The sequence below is a fragment of the Massilia timonae genome (assembly GCF_001866515.1).
In the GTDB taxonomy this organism is placed as follows: Bacteria; Pseudomonadota; Gammaproteobacteria; order Burkholderiales; family Burkholderiaceae_D; genus Telluria; species Telluria timonae.
The window spans coordinates 1,284,996-1,304,746 of sequence record NZ_JRYB01000001.1; the positions used below are offsets into that span (position 1 = coordinate 1,284,996).

Annotated in this window: 14 protein-coding genes; 7 read left to right on the plus strand and 7 right to left on the minus strand. The window is 65.8% G+C overall.

Going from position 1 to position 19,751, the window contains the following annotated elements; all coding sequences use genetic code 11:
- Nucleotides 1–4 precede the first annotated feature (4 nt).
- The 4 genes from LO55_RS05665 to LO55_RS05680 form a co-directional block, all read right to left on the minus strand.
- Nucleotides 5–1,342, minus strand: a complete 1,338-nt coding sequence (locus LO55_RS05665; protein WP_071360754.1) for a TldD/PmbA family protein — start codon at nt 1,340–1,342, stop codon at nt 5–7.
- Between the two features lie 10 nt (nt 1,343–1,352).
- Nucleotides 1,353–2,990, minus strand: coding sequence for a TldD/PmbA family protein (locus LO55_RS05670; protein WP_071360755.1), 1,638 nt, complete (start codon nt 2,988–2,990; stop codon nt 1,353–1,355).
- Between the two features lie 64 nt (nt 2,991–3,054).
- Nucleotides 3,055–4,389 carry a TldD/PmbA family protein gene (locus LO55_RS05675; protein ID WP_071360756.1) on the minus strand — a complete coding sequence of 445 codons (1,335 nt, stop codon included), beginning with the start codon at nt 4,387–4,389 and terminating at the stop codon, nt 3,055–3,057.
- 13 nt (nt 4,390–4,402) lie between these two features.
- Entirely contained in the window at nt 4,403–6,037 is a 1,635-nt protein-coding gene (locus LO55_RS05680; protein WP_005663565.1) for a TldD/PmbA family protein, read from the minus strand.
- A gap of 329 nt (nt 6,038–6,366) precedes the next feature.
- Here LO55_RS05680 and LO55_RS05685 point away from each other — a divergent pair, with 329 nt between their 5' ends.
- Nucleotides 6,367–7,152, plus strand: coding sequence for a class I SAM-dependent methyltransferase (locus tag LO55_RS05685; RefSeq protein WP_071360757.1), 786 nt, complete (start codon nt 6,367–6,369; stop codon nt 7,150–7,152).
- Between the two features lie 121 nt (nt 7,153–7,273).
- Entirely contained in the window at nt 7,274–8,887 is a 1,614-nt protein-coding gene (locus LO55_RS05690) for a S1C family serine protease (protein ID WP_071360758.1), read from the plus strand.
- 48 nt (nt 8,888–8,935) lie between these two features.
- Here the strand turns inward: LO55_RS05690 and LO55_RS05695 are convergent, their stop codons facing one another.
- Both LO55_RS05695 and LO55_RS05700 read right to left on the minus strand, forming a co-directional pair.
- The gene (locus tag LO55_RS05695) at nt 8,936–10,546 is read right to left on the minus strand and encodes a serine hydrolase (protein WP_071360759.1); all 1,611 of its coding nucleotides are present in this window, start codon (nt 10,544–10,546) and stop codon (nt 8,936–8,938) included.
- Entirely contained in the window at nt 10,543–12,399 is a 1,857-nt protein-coding gene (locus tag LO55_RS05700; RefSeq protein WP_071360760.1) for a M1 family metallopeptidase, read from the minus strand. The genes LO55_RS05695 and LO55_RS05700 overlap by 4 nt, the downstream gene beginning before the upstream one ends.
- Nucleotides 12,400–12,563: 164 nt before the next feature.
- Between LO55_RS05700 and LO55_RS05705 the strand changes: the two genes are divergently transcribed.
- Entirely contained in the window at nt 12,564–13,139 is a 576-nt protein-coding gene (locus LO55_RS05705) for a TMEM165/GDT1 family protein (RefSeq protein ID WP_005663571.1), read from the plus strand.
- Here the strand turns inward: LO55_RS05705 and LO55_RS05710 are convergent.
- Nucleotides 13,136–14,740 carry a CehA/McbA family metallohydrolase gene (locus LO55_RS05710; RefSeq protein WP_071360761.1) on the minus strand — a complete coding sequence of 535 codons (1,605 nt, stop codon included), beginning with the start codon at nt 14,738–14,740 and terminating at the stop codon, nt 13,136–13,138. The two genes, LO55_RS05705 and LO55_RS05710, sit on opposite strands and share 4 nt — an antisense overlap.
- Nucleotides 14,741–14,878: 138 nt before the next feature.
- Here LO55_RS05710 and LO55_RS05715 point away from each other — a divergent pair, with 138 nt between their 5' ends.
- The 4 genes from LO55_RS05715 (at nt 14,879) to LO55_RS05730 (ending at nt 19,718) form a co-directional block, all read left to right on the plus strand.
- Nucleotides 14,879–15,781, plus strand: a complete 903-nt coding sequence (locus tag LO55_RS05715) for a LysR family transcriptional regulator (RefSeq protein WP_071360762.1) — start codon at nt 14,879–14,881, stop codon at nt 15,779–15,781.
- 55 nt (nt 15,782–15,836) lie between these two features.
- A complete protein-coding gene (locus LO55_RS05720) occupies nt 15,837–16,247 on the plus strand; it encodes a RidA family protein (RefSeq protein WP_071360763.1) in 411 nt (136 codons plus the stop codon).
- 131 nt (nt 16,248–16,378) lie between these two features.
- Entirely contained in the window at nt 16,379–18,718 is a 2,340-nt protein-coding gene (locus tag LO55_RS05725) for a GH92 family glycosyl hydrolase (protein ID WP_071360764.1), read from the plus strand.
- Between the two features lie 16 nt (nt 18,719–18,734).
- Nucleotides 18,735–19,718, plus strand: a complete 984-nt coding sequence (locus tag LO55_RS05730) for a LacI family DNA-binding transcriptional regulator (RefSeq protein ID WP_071360765.1) — start codon at nt 18,735–18,737, stop codon at nt 19,716–19,718.
- Nucleotides 19,719–19,751 lie beyond the last annotated feature (33 nt).

Sequence of the window (19,751 nt, forward strand, 5' to 3'; positions counted from 1 at the left end):
ACCGTCAGACCGCGTCGGACAGCGAGGTGAAGTTGAAGTCGCGCACCTTCATCGGCGGCAGCACCATCTGGAACGGCACTTCGTCGCCGCCGATGATCTGCGGCTTGCCCAGCTCGTCGATATTGTTCAGGATCGTGACCGGGCTCTCGTTGAAGCGGAAGTTCTTGAGCGGGTACTTGATCTTGCCGTTCTCGACGTAGAAGGTGCCGTCGCGGGTCAGGCCCGTGAGCAGCAGCGACTGCGGATCGACCATGCGGATATACCAGGTGCGGGTGACCACGATGCCCTTCTTGGTGCCTTCGATCAGCTCTTCCAGCGACTTGGTGCCGCCGGCCATGATCATATTGCCGTGGCCCGCGGTGGCGCGCTTGCCGGTCTTCTGCGCCCAGTAGCGCGAGTAGTCGAGCGAGGCGACGCGGCCATCCTTGACCAGCTCGGTGCGTTCACGCGCCAGCAGCGATTCGTTGTCCCATGGCGCGACCGGCACGTCCTTGTCCCACGGGTCGGCCCAGATGTTCACCTGGCTGTCGAACAGCTTGTCGCCCAGGCGGTTCTTGCCGCCGGCCTTCGACAGGAAGCTGCGGCCCTCGTCGGCCGAACGCGCGTCGAAGGCGCCGAACATATTGCCGAGGATTTCCGAGGTCGCCGCCGGCTCCAGGATCACGGTGTAGCGGCCCGGTTCCAGCGCGCGCGCCTCGACCGAACGCAGCGCCTTCTCGATCGCGATCTCGGCCGCCTCACGCGCGTCGAAGCGCGCGGCGTCGACCGCCGAGCGGGTCACCCAGCCGGAACCGCGGCCGTCTTCGGTGCGCGCGGTGAGGCTGAACGACAGGTCGGTGAAGTCCTGGTGGCCGAACACGCCGTTCGAGTTGGCGATGGTCGAGAAACGGGTGCTGTCGGTGAAGAAGCCGGCGGTGACCAGCTTGTTCTTGCGCGCCAGCTCGATGCAGGTGGCCGCCACCTCGGCCCGGAAGTCCGGGTCGATCGCCGCGGTCTTGGGCACGAAGGTGGTGGTGGAGCGGTATTCCTGCTTGGCGATGGCGGGCATGAATTCCGGATTTTCGGGCGCCAGCTTCGCCAGTTCCTCGGCGCGGCGCACGGCTTTTTCCAGCGACTTGTCGTCGAATTCGTTGATCACGGCGGTGCCGCTGCGCTTGCCGAAGGCCACGCGCACGACCAGCTGCATGTCTTCGGTCAGGCCGGCGGTCGACACGCTGTTGCGCGCGAAGCGCACGTTGCCGACGCGGCTGCCTTCGATCCCCACCGTGCACTCGTCGGCTTTCGACAGCGACAGCACGCGATCGGTGATACGTTTTGCTTGTTCCTGATTCAGGGATTTCATCCTGGTCTCCTTATCCGATCTTGCGTGCGGTATTGATGACGTTGATGCCGTTGAAGCGGGTGGTGCTCGATCCGTGCGACACCGCGCTCACCTGGCTCGGCTGCCCCTTGCCGTCGAAGAAGGAGCCGCCCATGCGCCAGTCGCGCTCGTCGCAGATGGCCGAGCAGGCATTCCAGAATTCCTGGGTATTCGCCTGGTAGGCCACGTCCTCGAGCGGGCCGGTGATCTTGCCGTTCTTGATCTCGTAGTACAGCGTGCCGCCGAACTGGAAGTTGTAGCGCTGCTGGTCGATCGAGTAGGAGCCGCGGCCCAGGATATAGATGCCCTTCTTGACGTCCTTGACCATCTCGTCCGGGCTCAAGCGCGCTTTGCCCGGCTCCAGCGAGACGTTCGGCATGCGCTGGAACTGCACCGTGCTCCAGCTGTCGGCGTACGAGCAGCCGTGCGATTCCTTCTCGCCGATGATGTGGGCCTGGTCGCGCGTGGCCTGGTAGTTGACCAGGACGCCGTTGCGGATGATGTCCCACTGCTTGGCCGGCACGCCCTCGTCGTCGTAGCCGATCAGGCCCAGCGAGCCTGGCGTGGTGCGGTCCGCGACAAAATTGACGCGCTCGGCGCCGTACTTGAATTTCTTGCTCTGCCACTTGTCGAGACCCACGAAGCTGGTGCCGGCATAGTTGGCTTCGTAGCCGAGCACGCGGTCCAGTTCCGTCGGGTGGCCGACGTTTTCGTGGATGGTCAGGAACAAGTGTTCGGGGCTGAGCACGAGGTCGTACTTGCCCGGCTCGACCGACTTGGCGCTGAGCTTCTCGCGCGCCTGCCTGCCGGCCAGGCGCGCATCCTCGACGATGTCGTAGGACTTGGTGTACAGCGTGGTGACGCCGCCGGCGGCGCGCACCTTGTCTTCGGGACGCGCGTCGAAATATTCATAGCCCATCGAGGCCGGGGCGCCAAGGCCGCCGCGCGAGCGGAACTTGCCGGTGGCCTTGTCGACCGCGGTGGCATTGATCGGGGCCCACAGGCGGTGCACGTCCTGGTCGATATAGGAGCCGTCGGTCGAGGCGAAGTACTTTTGCTGGTTGATCTGGAACAGCGAGGCGGTCATGAAGTTCGCGCCCGCGTCCAGGCCGGCCTTGTTGGCGGCGATCAGCATGTCGGCCTTTTCCTTGACCGGCAGGGTGCGCCAATCCTTCTTGATCGGCGTGGCCCACGCCACTTCGCCCACGCCCTTGACCGGCGCCAGGCGCACCGGCTCGATCTGGAGTCTGGCGTTGGCCTTGGCGATCGCCACCGCCTGGCGCGCGGCCTGGGCGACGCCGTCCGCGGTCATGCTGTTGGTCGAGGCGAAGCCGTAGGCGCCGTCGGCGATCACGCGCACGCCCACGCCGCTCGATTCGGTATTGTTGATGCTTTCGACGTTCAGGTCGCGCGTGACGATGAACTGGTTCAGGTAGCGGCCGATGCGCACGTCGCAGTACGACGCGCCGGCCTGGGTGGCCGCGCCCATGGCGGTGTCGGCCAGGACCTTCTTGGCGCTTGCCGCCATCGGCTTGAGCAGGTCTTCGGCCGCGATCGCGTTGCCGAACACCGGAATGAGCATGGCGCCGGCAGTGCCGGCGCCGATCTGCAGGAATTTACGACGTTCCATGAATTCTCCAGGTGCGGTGCCCTCGGGTGGCATCCGCGTGGGCGGACAAGCCGCCCACCCTACGTTAAACGGCGTCCGACAGCGACGTGAAGTTGAAGTCGCGGATCTTCATCGACGGGATCAGCATCGAGTAGCGCGCTTCGTCGGCGCCGATCACCACCGGCTTGCCGATCTCTTCGATATTGTTCAGCATCGTCACCGGGCTTTCGTTGAAACGGAAGTTCTTGATCGGATGCTTGATCTTGCCGTTCTCGACGTAGAAGGTGCCGTCGCGGGTCAGGCCGGTCAGCAGCACCGATTGCGGGTCCACCATGCGGATGTACCAGGTGCGGGTGACCAGCACGCCCTTCCTGGTGTTGGCGATCAGCTCCTCGGTGGTCTTGTTGGTGCCGGCCATGATGATGTTGCCGGCCGCGCCCACCGCGCGCTGCTGCTTCTGCTGCGCCCAGTAGCGCGAGTAGTCGAGGGCGTTGATCTTGCCGTCCTTGACCAGCTCCACGCGTTCGCGCGGCAGCATGTCGTTGTCCCATGGCAGCACGGCGACGTCCTTGTCCCATGGGTCGGACCAGATGTTGACCTGGCTGTCGAACAGCTTGTCGCCCAGGCGGTTCTTGCCGCCGGCCTTCGACAGGAAGCTGCGGCCCTCGTCGGCGCGGCGCGCGTCGAAGCCGCCCAGCATGAAGGACAGCAGGTCCGACGTCGCCGCCGGCTCCATGATCACGGTGTAGCGGCCCGGCTCCAGGGCCTTGGCGTCGACCGAGCGCAAGGCCTTCTCGATCGCGATCTCGGCCGCTTCGCGCGGGTCGAACTTGGCGACGTCGCGCGCAGAACGCTTGACCCAGCCCGAACCGCGGCCGTCTTCGGTGCGCACGGTCAGGGTGAAGTCGAGCGAGGTCGCGACCTGGTGGCCGAACAGGCCGTTCGAGTTGGCGACGGTCTCGAAGCTGGTGCGGTCGGTGAAGAAGCCGGCCGAGACCAGGCCGCGCTTGCGGCAACCCTCGATCGCGTAGGCGGCGGCCTGCGCGCGGTACTCCGGATCGATGTCGGCGGTCTTCTGCACGAAGGTGTCGGACGGCTTGTAGGCGGTCTTGGCGATCGCCGGGATGAATTCCGGATTGTCCGGCGCCAGCTTCGCCAGGTCTTCGGCGCGGCGCACGGCGCGCTCGATCGACTTGTCGTCGAACTCGTTGATGGTGGCCGTGCCCTGCTTCTTGCCGAATGCGACCTGCACCTGCACGCGGGTGTCGTCGGCCAGGCCGGCGGTCGAGACGGCGTTGCGGGCGAAGCGGATGTTGCCGATGGTGCTGCCTTCGATGTTGACGATGCACTCGTCGGCCTTGGTCAGCGACATCACGCGATCGCTGATCTTCCTGGTTTGTTCCTGGGTCAAGATGCTCATGTGCGTCCCTGCCTTAGCCGATCTTGCGAGCGGTGTTGATCACGTTGATGCCGTTGAAGCGCGCGGTCGACGAACCGTGCGAGACGATGCTGATCTGCGGCGGCTGTCCCTTGCCGTCGAAGAAGGAGCCGCCCATGCGCCAGTCGCGCTCGTCGCAGATCGCGCTGCAGCCGCCCCAGAATTCCTGGGTGTTCGACTGGTAGGCCACGTCTTCCAGCATCTGGCCGATCTTGCCGTCCTTGATCTCGAAGAACAGCTGGCCGCCGAACTGCGAGTTGTAGCGCTGCTGGTCGATCGAGAACGAGCCGTCGCCGATGATATAGATGCCCTTCTTGATGCCCTTGACCATCTCGTCCGGGGTCAGCCTGGCCTTGCCCGGCGCCAGCGACACGTTCGGCATGCGCTGGAATTGCACCGTGTTCCAGCCGTCCGCGTACGAGCAGCCGTGCGATTCCTTCTCGCCGATGATGTGGGCCTGGTCGCGCGTGGCCTGGAAGTTGACCAGGATGCCGTCCTTGATGATGTCCCAGCGCTTGGTCTTGACGCCTTCGTCGTCGTAGCCGATCGCGCCCAGCGAACCCGGGGTGGTCTTGTCGGCGAAGATGTTGACGATCGGGGCGCCGTACTTGAAGCTCTTCGACTTCAGCTTGTCGACCGTGGCGAAGCTGGTGCCGGCGTAGTTGGCCTCGTAGCCCAGCACGCGATCGAGCTCGGTCGGGTGGCCGACGTTTTCGTGGATGGTCAGCCACAGGTGTTCCGGCGACAGCATCAGGTCGTACTTGCCCGGCTGGACCGACTTGGCGGTCAGCTTGCGCTTGGCGTCGCGGCCCGCGGCGCGCGCGTCCTCGACGATGTCGTAGGTCTCGGTGTACAGCGTGGCGACGCCGCCGGCGGCCTTGATCTTGTGCTCGGGACGGGCGTCGAAGTATTCATAGCCCTTGCCCACCGGGGAGCTCAGGCCGTCGCGCGAGCGGAACTTGCCGGTGGCCTTGTCGACCGCGGTGGCCGACAGCGGCGCCCACAGGCGATGCACGTCCTGGTCGATATACGAGCCGTCGGTCGACGCGAAGTACTTCTGCTGGTTCACCTGGAACAGCATCGTGCGCATGAAGTTGGCGCCGCCTTCCATGCCCGCCTTGTTGGCGGCGATCAGCATGTCGGTCTTCTCCGCGATCGGCACCGTGCGCCAGTCCTTGGTGTACGGCGTGCTCCACGAAACCTCACCGACGCCCTTGACTGGTGCAAGCTGCACCGGTTCGGTCTGCAGCCTGGCGTTCGCTTTCGCGATCGCCACCGCCTGGCGCGCCGCGTTGGCGATGCCGTCGTTCGACATGTCCGAGGTCGCGGCGAAGCCGTAGGCGCCGTTCACGATGACACGCACGCCGACGCCGGCCGATTCGGTATTGGCCACGTTCTCGACGTTCAGGTCGCGGGTGGTGATGAACTGGTTGAGATAGCGTCCGATGCGCACGTCGGCGTAGCTGGCGCCGGCCTTGGTGGCGGCGTTCAGCGCGACGTCGGCCAGGGCCTTCTTGGCGGCGACGGGCATCGTGCTGACCAGTTCCTCGGCAGCGATCGCGCGACCGAATGGCAACAGCATCGAGGCGGCGGCCAGGCTGCTGAGATTGAGAAAGGTACGGCGTTCCATGTGTTCTCCTGAATGACCTACTTCCGGGCAGCGGTTCCGCAAACAGCTCGGCGCCGCTCTTGTATGTACATCGCTATTGTTTTGGATTTGCCTGTGTGCCACGCGGCAAACCTCTCAACGATAGCATCGACTTAACGTTTTGAATAGGCAATCTTTGTGCCACCTCAATGCAATGTTCTCTGCCTGTGCAAGGCACTGTCAGTACAATGAATATTCCACGCATATGCATATACGGCGAACGCTTGACTATGGAGGTTGCCTGTTCGATCATCCTCGGGCTGACGGCGGCGAACCGCCTGCCGTCCCACCCACCAAGGAGACCTCGCACGATGAAACGACTGATCCTGGCCGCGATGCTGGCAACCGGCCTTGCCGGCGCCGCGCACGCGGACGACGCCCTGAAATCCGCCATCGCCGGCGAACACCGCGCCGCCGCCAACAAGGCCCGCGACACCTATCGCCATCCTTACGAAACCCTGACCTTCTTCGGCATCAAGCCGAACATGACGGTGATCGAGCTGTCACCGGGCGGCGGCTGGTACACCGAGATCCTGGCGCCCTACCTGCGCGACCAGGGCAAGCTGTATGGCGCCGTGCCGGACGCCGAGAGCCGCGGCGGCAAGGCCTTCCGCGACAGGCTGGCGGCCAATGGCGCCGTGTACGGCAAGGTGACCCCAGTCCAGTTCGCGCCACCGGGCAACATCGCGCTGGGCGCGCCGAACAGCGTCGACATGGTGGTCACCTTCCGCAACCTGCACAACTGGCTGGGCAATGGCGACGACGCCGTGCTCACCGTGCTGAAGGAAGCGCACAAGGTCTTGAAGCCGGGCGGCGTGCTGGGCGTGGTCGAGCACCGCCTGCCGGCGAAGATGGAGCAGGACGCCAAGGCCTCGAGCGGCTATATGCACGAGGCATACGTGATCCGCATGGCCGAACGCGCCGGCTTCAAGCTGGCCGCCAAGTCGGAGGTGAACGCCAATCCGAAGGATACCGCCGACCATGAAAAAGGCGTGTGGACCCTGCCGCCGGTGCTGGCCAACAAGGACAAGGACCGCGAGAAGTACCTCGCCATCGGCGAGAGCGACCGCATGACGCTCAAGTTCGTCAAGCAGTAGGCATAAGCGCCACGTCGCGAAGGAAGGCCGGTATTCCTTCGCGACGATTCCCGTATTTCCTTTTGCGCCGCGTGTGGTTATTCTTCGGGATGCATCCTGAACCGTCCATTCGAAGGAAACCATGAAGACTCTGCCGACATTGCGCCTGGCCGCCCTCCTCCTTGGCGCCTGCGGCGCCGCGCACGCCCAGGACACCGTGCCGCCCGAGGTCCAGGCCATGCCTGCTCCCGCTCCTGCTCCCGCCCCGGCGCCCGCCGTCGCGCCCGCAGTTGCTCCCCCTGCCGCCAAGAGCGCCGTGCCCGCGCCGGTCCTGCCCGCGGTCGAGAACTCGGTCGTGAAGATCTTCGCCACGATCCGCCGCCCCGAACCCTATAAACCCTGGACCAAGGCGGCCCCAGCCTCGGTCACCGGTTCCGGCGTCATCATCGAGGGCAAGCGCATCCTGACCAATGCCCACGTGGTCGGCTACGCGAGCCAGGTCGAGGTGCAGGCCAGCCAGTCGGGCGACAAGGTGGCGGCCAAGGTGATCGCGCTGGCGCGCGGCATCGACCTGGCCGTGCTGGAACTGGAAGACCCGTCCTTCTTCGACAAGCGTCCGCCGGTGCCGCGCGCGCCCGTGCTGCCCGACGTGCGCCAGCAGGTGTTCGCCTACGGCTATCCGGTCGGCGGCAACTCGCTGTCGACCACCACCGGCATCGTCTCGCGCGTGGAGTTCGTCAACTACGGCGCCTTCAGCTCGGGCCTGCGGATCCAGATCGACGCCCCGATCAATCCCGGCAACAGCGGCGGCCCGGTGGTGTCGGGCGAGCGCATGGTCGGCCTGGCCTTCGCCGGCGCGGCCAATGCGCAGAATATCGGCTACGTGATCCCGAACGAAGAGATCGAACTGTTCCTGCGCGACGTCGCCGACGGCCGCTACGACGGCAAGCCGCTGCTGCACGACAGCGTGCAGACGCTGGAGAATCCGGCGCTGCGCCAGTTCCTCAAGCTGGATAAATCGGTCGAAGGCGCGGTGGTGCACCGCCCCTACCGGGTCGACGCCAGCTGGCCGCTGAAGGAGTGGGACGTGATCACCCATATCGGCGAGCACGCGGTCGACAACCAGGGCATGGTCAAGCTGGGCTCGAACCTGCGCGTGCGCTTCCAGTACCGCATCCAGCAGGTGGCGAAGAACGGCAAGGTCTTGATGACCATCATCCGCGGCGGCAAGCAGATGAAGGTCGAGGTGCCGGCCACCGGCCCGCGTCCGCTCCTGATCTCGGACCTGGACGGCGGCTACCCGTCCTACTTCATCTATGGCCCGATCGCCTTCTCGCGCGCCACCAGCGAATTCATGAGCTTTGTCGCCGGCAGCGCGCCGGGGATGAACGCCTACGCCTTCAACGCCAGCCCGCTGGTCACGCAGCGTGGCGACTCGCCGACGCCGGAGCGCGAAGAGCTGGTGGTGATCAGCGCGCCGTTCTTCCCGCACAAGCTGGTGAGCGGCTACAACAATCGCTTCGGCTCGGTGATCGAATCGGTGAACGGCGAGAAGGTGCGCAGCCTGCGCCACCTGGTGGAACTGCTACGCGACCTGAAGGACGAGCAGGTGGTGCTGCGCTTCGACCAGCGCTACGGCGAGACCATGATCCTGCCGCGCCAGGCGACGCTGGCGGCGACCGAGTCCATCCTGTCGGACAACGGGATCAGGACGCAGGGGTCGGAAGACATGATGAAGGTGTGGGAGCGCAAATAAGCTCCCCGCCATGAAAAACGCCCGCGAACATGCGGGCGTTTTTTTGTCTTACTTCGCCTTTTTCACGGGCGTGAACAGCAGGTCCTGGAAGTCGTAGCTGAAGTCGGTCTCGGTCGACACCGGCTTCATGCGCAGGCGCTCGATCGAGCCGTCGTGATCCAGCGAGAAGGTCGCGTAGGCGTCGGCATTGAAGTTGCGCTCCTTCCAGCGCACGATGAAGGTGTCGTGCTGGAAGTGCTCCATCTCGCCGGTCAGGTCGGGGGTGCGCGAGAACGACATCACCAGCTTGCTGCCCTGGCGCCTGACGGTCGCCTTGCCATACCAGGCGTCCTCGTACTCGCCTTCATAGTCCCACAGCGGCAGCGACGGCTTCGAGGCCTTGGCGCGGCTGGCGCTTTCACCCTTTACGCGCGCCGCTTCCTTTTCGCGCGCTTCGCGGTCGACCTCGGCGATGCGGCCGATCCAGTCGGTCGGCGCCACACCCAGGTACTGGTCCAGCAGGCGGTATTGCAGCGCATTGAGCGACGGGCCGCTTTCGGCATTGGTGAAGATCGCGATGCCCAGCTTCGCTTCCGGCACCAGCATCACGCGCGAATAGAAGCCCTGCAGCGCGCCGCCGTGCATCGCCACCAGCTTGCCCTGGTAGTCGCGCAGCTGGAAGCCCAGGCCATAGGCGAAGAAGTTCGGCTTGGTCGCCGCCAGCGGTGGACGCGGCTCGTTGATCTTCATCGGCGTCTGCGCGGTCCACATCTCGCGCGCCTGTTTCTCGGACCACAGGCGCACTTCCTTGCCGCCCGCAGCTTGCGGGAGGCGGCCCTGGTCGAGCAACACGTTCATCCAGCGCGCGATGTCCTCGGCATTGGTGTTGATGCCTACCGCGCCGATCGCGTTTGCCACCGGCATCGGCTTGACCACCGCCGCCTTGCCATTGATCTTGCTGTGCGGCGCCGACACGTTCATGCCCGGCTTGTGCTGATCCAGGCTGGTGGTGGTGGCCTGCATGCCGACGGGATCGAGGATCCACTCGCGCATGGTCGCGCCCCAGTCCTTGCCGGATTTCTGGGCAATGATCTTGCCGGCCACGATGTACAGCAGGTTGTCGTAGGCGTAGCTGTTGCGGAAGCTCGTCGCCGGCTTGATGTAGCGAAGGTTGTGGATGATCTCGTCGGTGCTGAAGGTGGTGGTGGGCCACCACATCAGGTCACCGGCGCCGAGCCCCAGGCCGCTGCGGTGCGTGAGCAGGTCGCGCACCGTCATCTCGGCCGTCACGTACGCATCGTACATGCGGAAGTCCGGCAAGTGCTTGATGACCGGGTCGTCCCATTCCAGCTTGCCCTGGTCGACCAGCATCGCCAGCCCCGCCGCCGTGAAGGCCTTGGAGTTGGACGCGATCTCGAAGATGGTCTTGCCGTCGACCGGCGTCGGGTCGCCGAGTTTACGCACGCCGAAGCCCTGGGTGACGAGGACCTTGCCGTCCTTGACCACCGCGATGGCGATGCCGGGGACGTCGAAGGTTGTCAGGACGCGGTTGACGTCGGCTTCCAGGTTGTAGGCGGGCGCCGCCGCGGTGGCGGCTGGCGCGGCGGCGGTCTGTGCAACAGCGGCGGTCGTGCACAAGGCGAGCAGCAGCGCGCCGGCGAGTCGGTTCATGGTCATCATTGCTTGCCCATCGCCTTGTCGACGCTCGATTGCGTCTCTGGGTGGTAACGCTCGCGCGCCTTCTTGTAGATGCCTTCGGCCCAGGCGCGGTCGTCCGGTTTCTCGCGCAACGCGGCGTACAGCGGCACCACGAACTTCTGGCGGCCCACGCTCATCAGGAACGCTTCGAGCTGCGGACGCACGGCGCGGTAGCCGGCGTGCACCGAGGCGCGGTAGAAGCGGAACGCGACCTCGTTATTCCTGGTGTTGGCCAGGCCGTAGGCGCGGTCGAGTTCTTCCAGCTTCTTCGCATCGGCCTTGTTGTCGATATCGTTCAGGAACTTCATCCACTCGGCGGCGTTCCAGTCCTTGGCCTTCAGTTGATTGGTCGAGACCGTGCCCTTGATCCAGCCGTCGATCGAGGCATTCAGCTGCGCCAGGCGCTGCGAGACGGCGCGTTGGCCGCTTTGCGGGATGCCGGGACCGTAGATCCACTCGTCCAGCTCGGCCTCGCTCATGATCTTCGGATTTTTCGCCAGCAGGTTCTTGCGCAGGTAGTCCAGGAACTGGTCGTTGGTCACGCTCTGGAAGGCGTGGCCGTCGAACCAGCCGCGCAGGAAGGTGTCGAAGGCGGCGCGGCCGGCGCGCTGCTCGAGCGTGTGCAGGAACCAGGCGCCCTTCGGATAGGCCAGCGAGGTGTCCGGGTAGTATTCGGCCGAGGTATCCGGCTGGCGCGAGACCAGCGCCTGCTTCGCCGGCGGCAGGTCCTTCAGCATCTCCAGCGCCTCTTCCTGCTCGAGCTGCAGGTTCATGAGGGCGACTTCCTTGCCGTAGATCTCCTCCAGGATGCGGGTGGTGACGTAGGTGGTGAAGCCTTCGTTGAGCCACCAGTGCTTCCACGAGGCGTTGGTCACCAGGTTGCCCGACCAGCTGTGCGCCAGTTCGTGGGCGATCAGGTCGACCAGGCTGCGGTCGCCCGCGATCATGGTCGGGGTCAAGAAGGTCAGGCGCGGGTTTTCCATGCCGCCGATCGGGAACGACGGCGGCAGGACCAGCATGTCATAGCGTCCCCAGCGATACGGTCCGTACAGCTTCTCGGCCGCTTCCACCATTTTTTCGGTGTCCGCCAGTTCGTACTCCGCCGCCTTGATGCGTTGCGGCTCGGCGTAGACGCCGGTGCGCCCGCCGAGCGTGCGCGCTTCGAGCTCGCCGATGCCGATCGCCAGCAGGTAGGACGGAATCGGTTGCGGCATATTGAACTTCCAGCCGCCCTTGCCGGTGGCCTTCATGTCGTTATCGGCGCTCATCACCACGCGCAGCCCTTCGGGCGCCTCGATGCGCGCGCTGTAGGTGAAGCGCACCGCCGGCGTGTCCTGGATCGGCACCCACGAACGGGCATTGATCGCCTGCGACTGGCTGAACATGAACGGGTACTTGCCCGACATCGTCTGCACCGGCTGCAGCCATTGCAGCGCGGTGGCGGTCGGCGCGGTGCGGTAGTGGATGCGCACCTTCTTCTGCTGGTCCGGCAGCTTGACCTGCAGCGGCTGGCCCTTCTCTTCGTCGAACTTGCCGAGCGAGTAGTCGGCCTTGCGCCAGGCGCCCTTCGCATCCTGCGCCTCGATCTTCGAGATGGTCAGCTCGCGCGTGTCCAGGTCGAGCGTGGTCGCCTTCTTGTCCAGCCAGTCGAGCGTCAGCTCGGCATAGCCGTCCAGGCTTTTCTTCGCGAAGTCGGCCTTCAGGTCCAGGTGCAGGGCGGTGGTCTTGACCTGGTCGTATTTGGCGTAGCTGAGGGGATCGAGTGCGAAGGCGTAGGCGCTCCAGGCGCCCAGGAAGGCTGCGGTGCTGGCGCGCAGCAGGGTACTTTTGTTCATGGTCTCTCGCAGGGAAGGTCGGCCCGGCAGGCCGAGGCGGGTGCAGGATAGCATGCACGCCTGGCCAGCGAAAGCGCGCCGCCCGCGCGATAAATACACATGCCGGCGCAGCGACAGGGCCGCGTCTGCTATGATCGCGGCCTTCCTCCTGCTTCACCCGACTGATGGACGCCTTTCTCGTCTCGACCGGCATCGTGGGCCTCGCCGAGATCGGCGACAAGACCCAGTTGCTGGCTTTCCTGCTCGCCGCGCGCTTTCGCCGCCCCCTGCCGATCGTGTTCGGCATCCTGGTCGCGACGGTGGCCAACCACGCCTTCGCCGCCGCCGTCGGCGCCCTCGTCAGCGAGCTGCTGGGCCCTGGCGTGATGCGCTGGGTGCTGGGCCTGTCCTTCCTCGGGATGGCCGCGTGGGTATTGACGCCCGACGAGATCGACGCGGAAGAAGCGCAACTGGCGAAGTACGGCGTGTTCCTGACCACCCTGATCGCCTTCTTCGTGGCCGAGATGGGCGACAAGACGCAGGTCGCCACCGTGGCGCTGGCCGCGCGCTATGAATCGATGGCCGCCATCGTCGCCGGCACCACCTTCGGCATGATGCTGGCCAACGTGCCGGCCGTGTACTTCGGCGAACGCATCGCGAACCGCGTGCCGCTCAAGCTCGTGCACGGCATCGCGGCGCTGATCTTCGCGGTGCTCGGCATCGCGACCCTGCTGGGGATGGGCGAAGGACTCGGCTTTTAGTCTTCCTGCATGACCCACACCGGCGCCGACCACAGCACGTTGCCGTCGTCCTGGGTTACCTTCGCATAATAGAAGTGCGCGCCAGGGCTCGGGGTGAAGGTGGTCTCGGCCTGGTCCGACATCTGGGTGACCGTGCCATTGCGGCCCGGGACGCCTTCCATGATCGCGACCGAGGCCGCCTTCCGGCCGGTTGAACTCGCAAAATTCGTCACCAGCGCGAGCGGTCCGCGATTGGTGAAGCGCTCGCCCATCATCCGTCCGTTCGCGGTCAGGACCAGTTGCGAATCCTTGTCCATCGTCGCGAATACGCGGCGCGCCTTGAGCGCTTCGACGAAGGTGGCGCGGCTCAGGGCCGCGCCGTTCGGCAGCAGCACGCCGGTGCGGTTGGTGAACGACGCGCCCCAGTTGGCGCAGTGGTTGTCCTGGTTGGTGCTGAAGGCCAGGCGGTAGCCCGCTTCCAGCAAGCGGTTGCAGGCGCCTTCGAAATTGCTGCGGCGGGTCTCGGTCTCGCTGACGTTGGTCGAGAACGCGGTGCTGTTCATCACCTCGCACAGCGCCATCGCTTCGCCGCCGTCCTCGGTATAGGCGAGCGGCACGCCATCGACCTGGAACTGGCCCGAGTGCGCCGGATGGTTGAACTGTCCCACCCAGCCGCGCTCGCGCATCAGGGTGTACAAGGCCGCGTAGTCGCCGCGCGGCGTCACCGTGTCGGCCATCGGCTCGCCTCTGGCATTGGTCTCCCAGCCCAGCAGCTCGTCGCTGTTGAAGATGTTGATATGGCCGCCGTTGTTGATGACGCCCCATTCCAGGCCGTACACCGCGAGGAAGTCCGGGTGCTTTTTCGAGAAGCTGGCGGCGCTTTCCAGGCCGGCGCGGTACAAGCCCTTGGCGGCGGCGGGGTCGGCGTCCGGCGCGCTGCCCTCCGAGCCGTCGTACATGTGGTTGTGTTCCGAGGCGACCAGGATGTCGAGGCCGCGCCCGCGCGCATAGGCGAAGGCGTGGTCCGGGCCGTGCGGCGACTTCAATGGCGATTGGGCGCCCTTGCACTCGGCGATGTCGGCGCCGCCGTCGCTGTGGTTGGTCTGGCTGTGCAGGTTGCCGAGATAGACCGTGTAGGGCAGCGCCCCGGGCGCCGGCACGGCGGCCGGCGCGAAGGCGCGCGCCAGCGGCGAGAATGCCGGCATCGCGGGCAGCGGCGGTGCGCCGACCGCGATCTCCCAATCCTGCTCGGCGTCTTCGTGCGCGTCGCCGCGCACCGACGCGCGCAGCCGGACGCGATAGATGCCGCTCGGCGCCGGCGCCAGTCCCAGGCGGCCGGACCATGGCACGGCAACCGTCATGGCCTCGCCCGTGAACGGCGCCGCGCCGCGCCAGCGCAGGGCGACGCGGCCGTCGGGTCGGACCAGTTCGACCCGCCAGTCGACGGTGGCCGCGCGCGCCAGGCCGGGATAGGCGAAACTCAGCGTGAAAGTCCGCGCCGCCGCGGCCTGGAACGGCGCGAGCAGGGTGGCTTCGAATTCCTGGTGTTCTGCGGGCGCGGCTTGCGCCAGGCCGCAGCACAGCGACAGGGCCAGAAACGGGGAGAGGAATGAGGTTTTCATGATGCAATTTTTGCAATTTCATGCCTCATTCATATTGACCAGCCTCCCATAAAAATTGTCATTTCGTCCATAGGTTTTGATGAATTTCAATCATGACAACTTGCAACGGACGAGATAGCCGTTTATGTTGGCAGCCTCATGATCGACAAGCTCGAACTCACCCACCTGCGCACGCTCGACGCCCTGAACCGCTTCGACACCATCTCGGCGGCGGCCGAGCACCTGGACGTCTCGCAGCAGGCGGTCAGCCTGCAACTGAAGAAGCTGCGCACCATCCTGGGCGACCCGCTGTTCGTGCGCACCGGTCAGGGCATGGCGCCGACGCCGTATGCGAAACTGATCGCGCCTCACATCGACCAGGTGCTGGCCGGGTTGAACGGCATTCCCCTGCCCTTCGAGGTCCGGCCCGAGCAGGCCGAGCGCACGCTGGTGATCTCGGGCACCGACTACACCCAGAAGGTGATCGTGGCCGACCTGGTGCGCACGCTGAGGGCCGAGGCGCCGAAAGTGAAGGTGGCGGTGGTCGACATCGAGGTCAGCGCCCTCACCCGCAAGCTGCACCAGGGAGAAATCGACCTGATCTTCACGGTGGATGGATACGTGGCGCCCGGGCTGGTGACGCAGCCCCTGTTCCTCGAGCAGTACCGCTGCGTCAGCGGCAACCGCGCGCTGGCCGAGGGCGGCGTCATGCCGCTCGAAGCGCTGATGGCGCACGACTTCATCGTCACCAATCCGGGCGCGGCCAGTTTCACGGGGTCGGCCGACGGCTGGCTCGCGCGCCAGGGATTGCAGCGGCGCGTGGTGGCGTCGGCGCCGTCCTTCTTCATGGCGCTGGAATACCTGAAGGGATCGGACCTGGTCGCGTTCATGCCATCGCGCCTGCTGCCCTGCGAGGGCGTATTCGAGATCGCGCTGCCCAAGTACCCGCCGGGCTACCAGGTCGTGGCCGCCTACCATCCGAACGCGCACAACGATCCCTTCATTGCCTGGGTGCTGGAGCGGGCCAAGGCCTGCCTTGTATCGGCTACAAGCCGCGCTTGATTGCGGCGGCGGGCGCGCATGCCTAAGCTGGCGCCTTTCAACGCAAGGAACCCGCATGAGCATCGAACGCATCAATCCCCCTGCCCTGTACGACGGCGCCCCGCATGGCCTGTCCCACGCGACCATCGACCATGACACCGGCCTGGTGTTCGTATCGGGCCAGGTCGACTGGGACCGTGAGTACAAGGTCAAGCACACCACCCTGGCCGAGCAGACCGAAGGCGCGGCGCGCAACCTGATCGCGGTCCTGGAGGCCGCCGGGTCCTCGGTCGAGCAGATCCTGCAGCTGCGCGTCTACGTGCGCGGCGAGATCGGCGAGCACCTCGAGACCGTGGCGCCGATCCTGGTGCGCCACCTCGGCCTGCCGCGCCCGGCCCTGACCGGCATCGGCGTGGCCTCGCTGGCGTCGCCCGACACCCTGGTCGAAATCGAAGCGGTCGCCAAACGCCGCGCGCAAAATGTTTAGTAAACTGGCTAAACAGATGGGCTGAAACACGGTAAAGATTGCTTGGAAACCAGTCTCCACATATAAGTTTCACTTGGGTATAGTGCAACTAAAAGGCGGCGCCCGTCGCTGCTGCCACGTGTGGAGACCTCATGACGGCCAGACTCAATTTCGGACAACTCTCGATCGCCGCCAGTGCGGCATTCCTGTTTAGTGCAACTCCTGTCCTGGCCGCCGCGCCGGGCAGCCCGGCCGAAGCCGTGGACGTCTTCATCGGCACCGGTGGCGACGGCCACACCTTCCCCGGCGCCAGCCGTCCCTTCGGCATGGTGCAGCTCAGCCCCGACACGCAGCACCGCCACTTCCGCCAGAGCTATCCCTGGGCCTCGGGCTACAACTACGCCGACAGCTCGATCCTCGGCTTTTCGCACACCCACTTCTCCGGCAGCGGCCACTCCGACCTGGGCGACGTGCTCCTGATGCCCTACAGCGGCGAGACCAAGCTGGAGCCGGGCTATCCGGAGCGTCCGTTCTCGGGCTACCGCTCGCGCTTCTCGCACGACCAGGAAAAGGCCGAGCCGGGCTACTACGCGGTGCGCCTGAAGGACCATGAAGTCGATGTCGAGCTGACCGCCAGCGAGCGCGTGGGCCTGCACCGTTATAAATTCAAGGCCGGCGAGCCGGCCAAGGTGCTGCTCGACCTGCGCACCAGCATCTACAACTACGACGAGAAGAACCTGTGGGCGCGCCTGCGCGTGCGGAGCAGCACCATAATCACGGGCATGCGCGAGACGCGCGGCTGGGCGCCCGGCCGCCAGGTGCACTTCGCGATCCAGTTCTCGCGCCCGATCGACACCCGCCAGCTCCTGAACCGCGAAGAATCGATTCCGTATCGCGGCTTCGCTCCGCCCGGCAAGACCCCGGCCGACAAGGCGCTGGTCGAAGGCAAGCAGCTGATGGCCGACTTCAACTTCGGCGTGCCGCAGGACGGCACGCTGCTGGTGAAGGTCGCGCTGTCGGCGGTGAGCGAAGACAATGCGATCGCCAACCTGGCCGAGATGCCGGGCTGGGACTTCGACCAGGAGCGCGAGCGCGCCGGCAAGGCCTGGAACGACGCGCTGGGCGCGGTGAAGGTCGAGGCAGAGGGCCCGATGCGCACCAAGTTCTACACCGCCCTGTACCACACCATGCTGGCGCCGTCGCTGTTCATGGACCTCGACGGCAGCTACCGCGGCCCGGACAACCAGGTGCACAAGGCGAAGAACTTCCGCTTCCACTCGACCTTCTCGCTGTGGGACACCTACCGCGCGCTGCACCCGCTGCTCACCATCGTCGCGCCCGAGCAGCGCAACGCCGACTTCGTGAACTCGCTGATCGCCTCGCAGCAGCACAGCCCCTACGGCATCCTGCCGGTATGGCAGTTCCACGGCCTGGAAACCTGGTGCATGATCGGCTACCACGCGGTGCCGGTGATCGCCGACGCCTACATGAAGGGCATCCGCGGCTTCGACGCCGACAAGGCCCTGGCGGCGATGACGGCCAGCGCCGAATACGGTCCCTACGGCGGCCTGGAACACTATATGAAGCTGGGCTACGTGCCGATCGACCTCGAGAAGGAAGCGGCGTCGAAGACCGTCGAATACGCCTTCGATGACTGGACCATCGCGCGCATGGCCGAGAAGATGGGCAAGAAGGACATCGCGGCCCGCTACTACAAACGCGCCCAGAACTACCGCAACGTGTTCGACAAGGAGACCGGCTTCATCCGCGCCCGCAAGTCCACCGGCGAATTCCGCACCCCGTTCAATCCGGAGCAGTCGAACTTCGGCAGCGACTATACCGAGGGCAGCGCCTGGCAGTATTCCTGGTATATGCCGCACGATAACGCCGGCCTGATCTCCTTCCTGGGCGGCGACACCAAGCTGGTGAGCAAGATCGACCAGGTGTTCGACGCCAAGGTCGACGAGACCGTGTACGCCCACATGGAAGACATCTCGGGCCTGATCGGCCACTACGCCCACGGCAACGAGCCTTCGCACCACGTGGCCTACCTGTACAACTACGCCGGCGCGCCATGGCGCACCCAGGAACGCCTGGCCAACATCATGGCCACCCAGTACAGCGACAAGCCGGACGGCCTGTCGGGCAACGACGACCTGGGCCAGATGTCGGCCTGGTTCGCCTTCACCGCGCTCGGCTTCTACCCGGTGGCCCCGGCCAGCAACGAGTACGTGATCGGCCGTCCCTTCCTGGACAAGGCGACCCTGAACCTGCCGAACGGGCAGCGCTTCACGGTGCGCGCCGATAACCTGTCGACTGCCAACGGCTACGTCGGCCGCGTCACCCTGAACGGCAAGCCCTTGATGCGCACCTTCATCCGCCACGAGGACATCATGGCCGGCGGCGAACTGGTGTTCACCATGCAGGCCACGCCGAACAAGGATTGGGGCAAGGAACAGAACGCCCGTCCCTACACGCAGACCAGGTACTGACCGGGGGAAGCGCGCCATGGCCGTCACGATCCGCGACATCGCCCGCGCCACGGGCTACTCGATCGGCACGGTCTCGCGCGCGCTGAAGAACCAGGACGGCCTGACCGACAAGACGCGCGAGCGCATCTGCGCGGTGGCGCGCGAGATGGGCTACGACTTCGCCAAACTGCGCGAGGGCGACGTGCGCCGCATCGCGTTTTTGCTGCACCGCCAGCACAACACGCAGTCGGCCAGCCCGTTCTACCTGCCGGTGCTGCACGGCGTCGAGGACGCCTGCCGCAAGCGCGGCATCGCGCTGTCGTTCGTGGTGGTGGGCCCGGCCGAGCCGGTGCTCGACCTGGTGCGCCTGCACCAGCCCGACGCCCTGCTGTGCGCCGGCTTCTTCGAGCCCGAACTGGTGGCGGCGCTGCGCGACACCGGCAAGCCCCTGGTGCTGCTCGACATGCGCCTGCCCGGCTACCGTTCGGTCAATCCCGACCATGCGCTGGGCGGCTACCTGGCCACGCGCCACCTGATCCGGCAGGGCCGGCGCCGCGTCGCCATGCTCACCGGCCCGCTGGCCCACCACAGCATCCTGGAACGGTACCGCGGCTTTCGCAAGGCCTTGTTCGAGGCGCGCATGCTGGCCAATCCCGACCTCGAGGTCCAGCTGCCCAGCATCGGCAACAGCCTCGACAATGTGCGCCAGGCGGTCGACGCCCTGCTGGCGCGCGAGCCGCGGCCGGACGCGCTGTTCTGCTACAACGACAGCACGGCGCTGGCCGCCATGCGCCACTGCCTGGAGCGCGGCCTGAAGATCCCGCACGACATCGCGATCGTCGGCTTCGACGACATCAGCGCCGCCTCCAGCGCGATCCCGCCGCTGACCAGCATCCAGATCGACAAGGATTTGCTGGGACGGATGGGCGTCGATTCGCTGCTCGAGAGGGTGGACAGCGCGAGCCTGGAACAGACGCTCGCGGTCCAGCTGGTGGTGCGCGAGAGCAGCAACGACGACTGAGCGCTTTGCTGCCGCACCTGCTGCCGCACCTGC

Coding starts and splice junctions, on each gene's coding strand:
- LO55_RS05695 (WP_071360759.1), bottom strand. CDS start 10,546: ATGATGACCATGAACCGACTCGCCGGCGCGCTGCTGCTCGCCTTGTGC.
- LO55_RS05720 (WP_071360763.1), top strand. CDS start 15,837: ATGAGCATCGAACGCATCAATCCCCCTGCCCTGTACGACGGCGCCCCG.
- LO55_RS05730 (WP_071360765.1), top strand. CDS start 18,735: ATGGCCGTCACGATCCGCGACATCGCCCGCGCCACGGGCTACTCGATC.
- LO55_RS05680 (WP_005663565.1), bottom strand. CDS start 6,037: ATGGAACGCCGTACCTTTCTCAATCTCAGCAGCCTGGCCGCCGCCTCG.
- LO55_RS05670 (WP_071360755.1), bottom strand. CDS start 2,990: ATGGAACGTCGTAAATTCCTGCAGATCGGCGCCGGCACTGCCGGCGCC.
- LO55_RS05690 (WP_071360758.1), top strand. CDS start 7,274: ATGAAGACTCTGCCGACATTGCGCCTGGCCGCCCTCCTCCTTGGCGCC.
- LO55_RS05725 (WP_071360764.1), top strand. CDS start 16,379: ATGACGGCCAGACTCAATTTCGGACAACTCTCGATCGCCGCCAGTGCG.
- LO55_RS05665 (WP_071360754.1), bottom strand. CDS start 1,342: ATGAAATCCCTGAATCAGGAACAAGCAAAACGTATCACCGATCGCGTG.
- LO55_RS05710 (WP_071360761.1), bottom strand. CDS start 14,740: ATGAAAACCTCATTCCTCTCCCCGTTTCTGGCCCTGTCGCTGTGCTGC.
- LO55_RS05675 (WP_071360756.1), bottom strand. CDS start 4,389: ATGAGCATCTTGACCCAGGAACAAACCAGGAAGATCAGCGATCGCGTG.
- LO55_RS05705 (WP_005663571.1), top strand. CDS start 12,564: ATGGACGCCTTTCTCGTCTCGACCGGCATCGTGGGCCTCGCCGAGATC.
- LO55_RS05715 (WP_071360762.1), top strand. CDS start 14,879: ATGATCGACAAGCTCGAACTCACCCACCTGCGCACGCTCGACGCCCTG.
- LO55_RS05700 (WP_071360760.1), bottom strand. CDS start 12,399: ATGAACAAAAGTACCCTGCTGCGCGCCAGCACCGCAGCCTTCCTGGGC.
- LO55_RS05685 (WP_071360757.1), top strand. CDS start 6,367: ATGAAACGACTGATCCTGGCCGCGATGCTGGCAACCGGCCTTGCCGGC.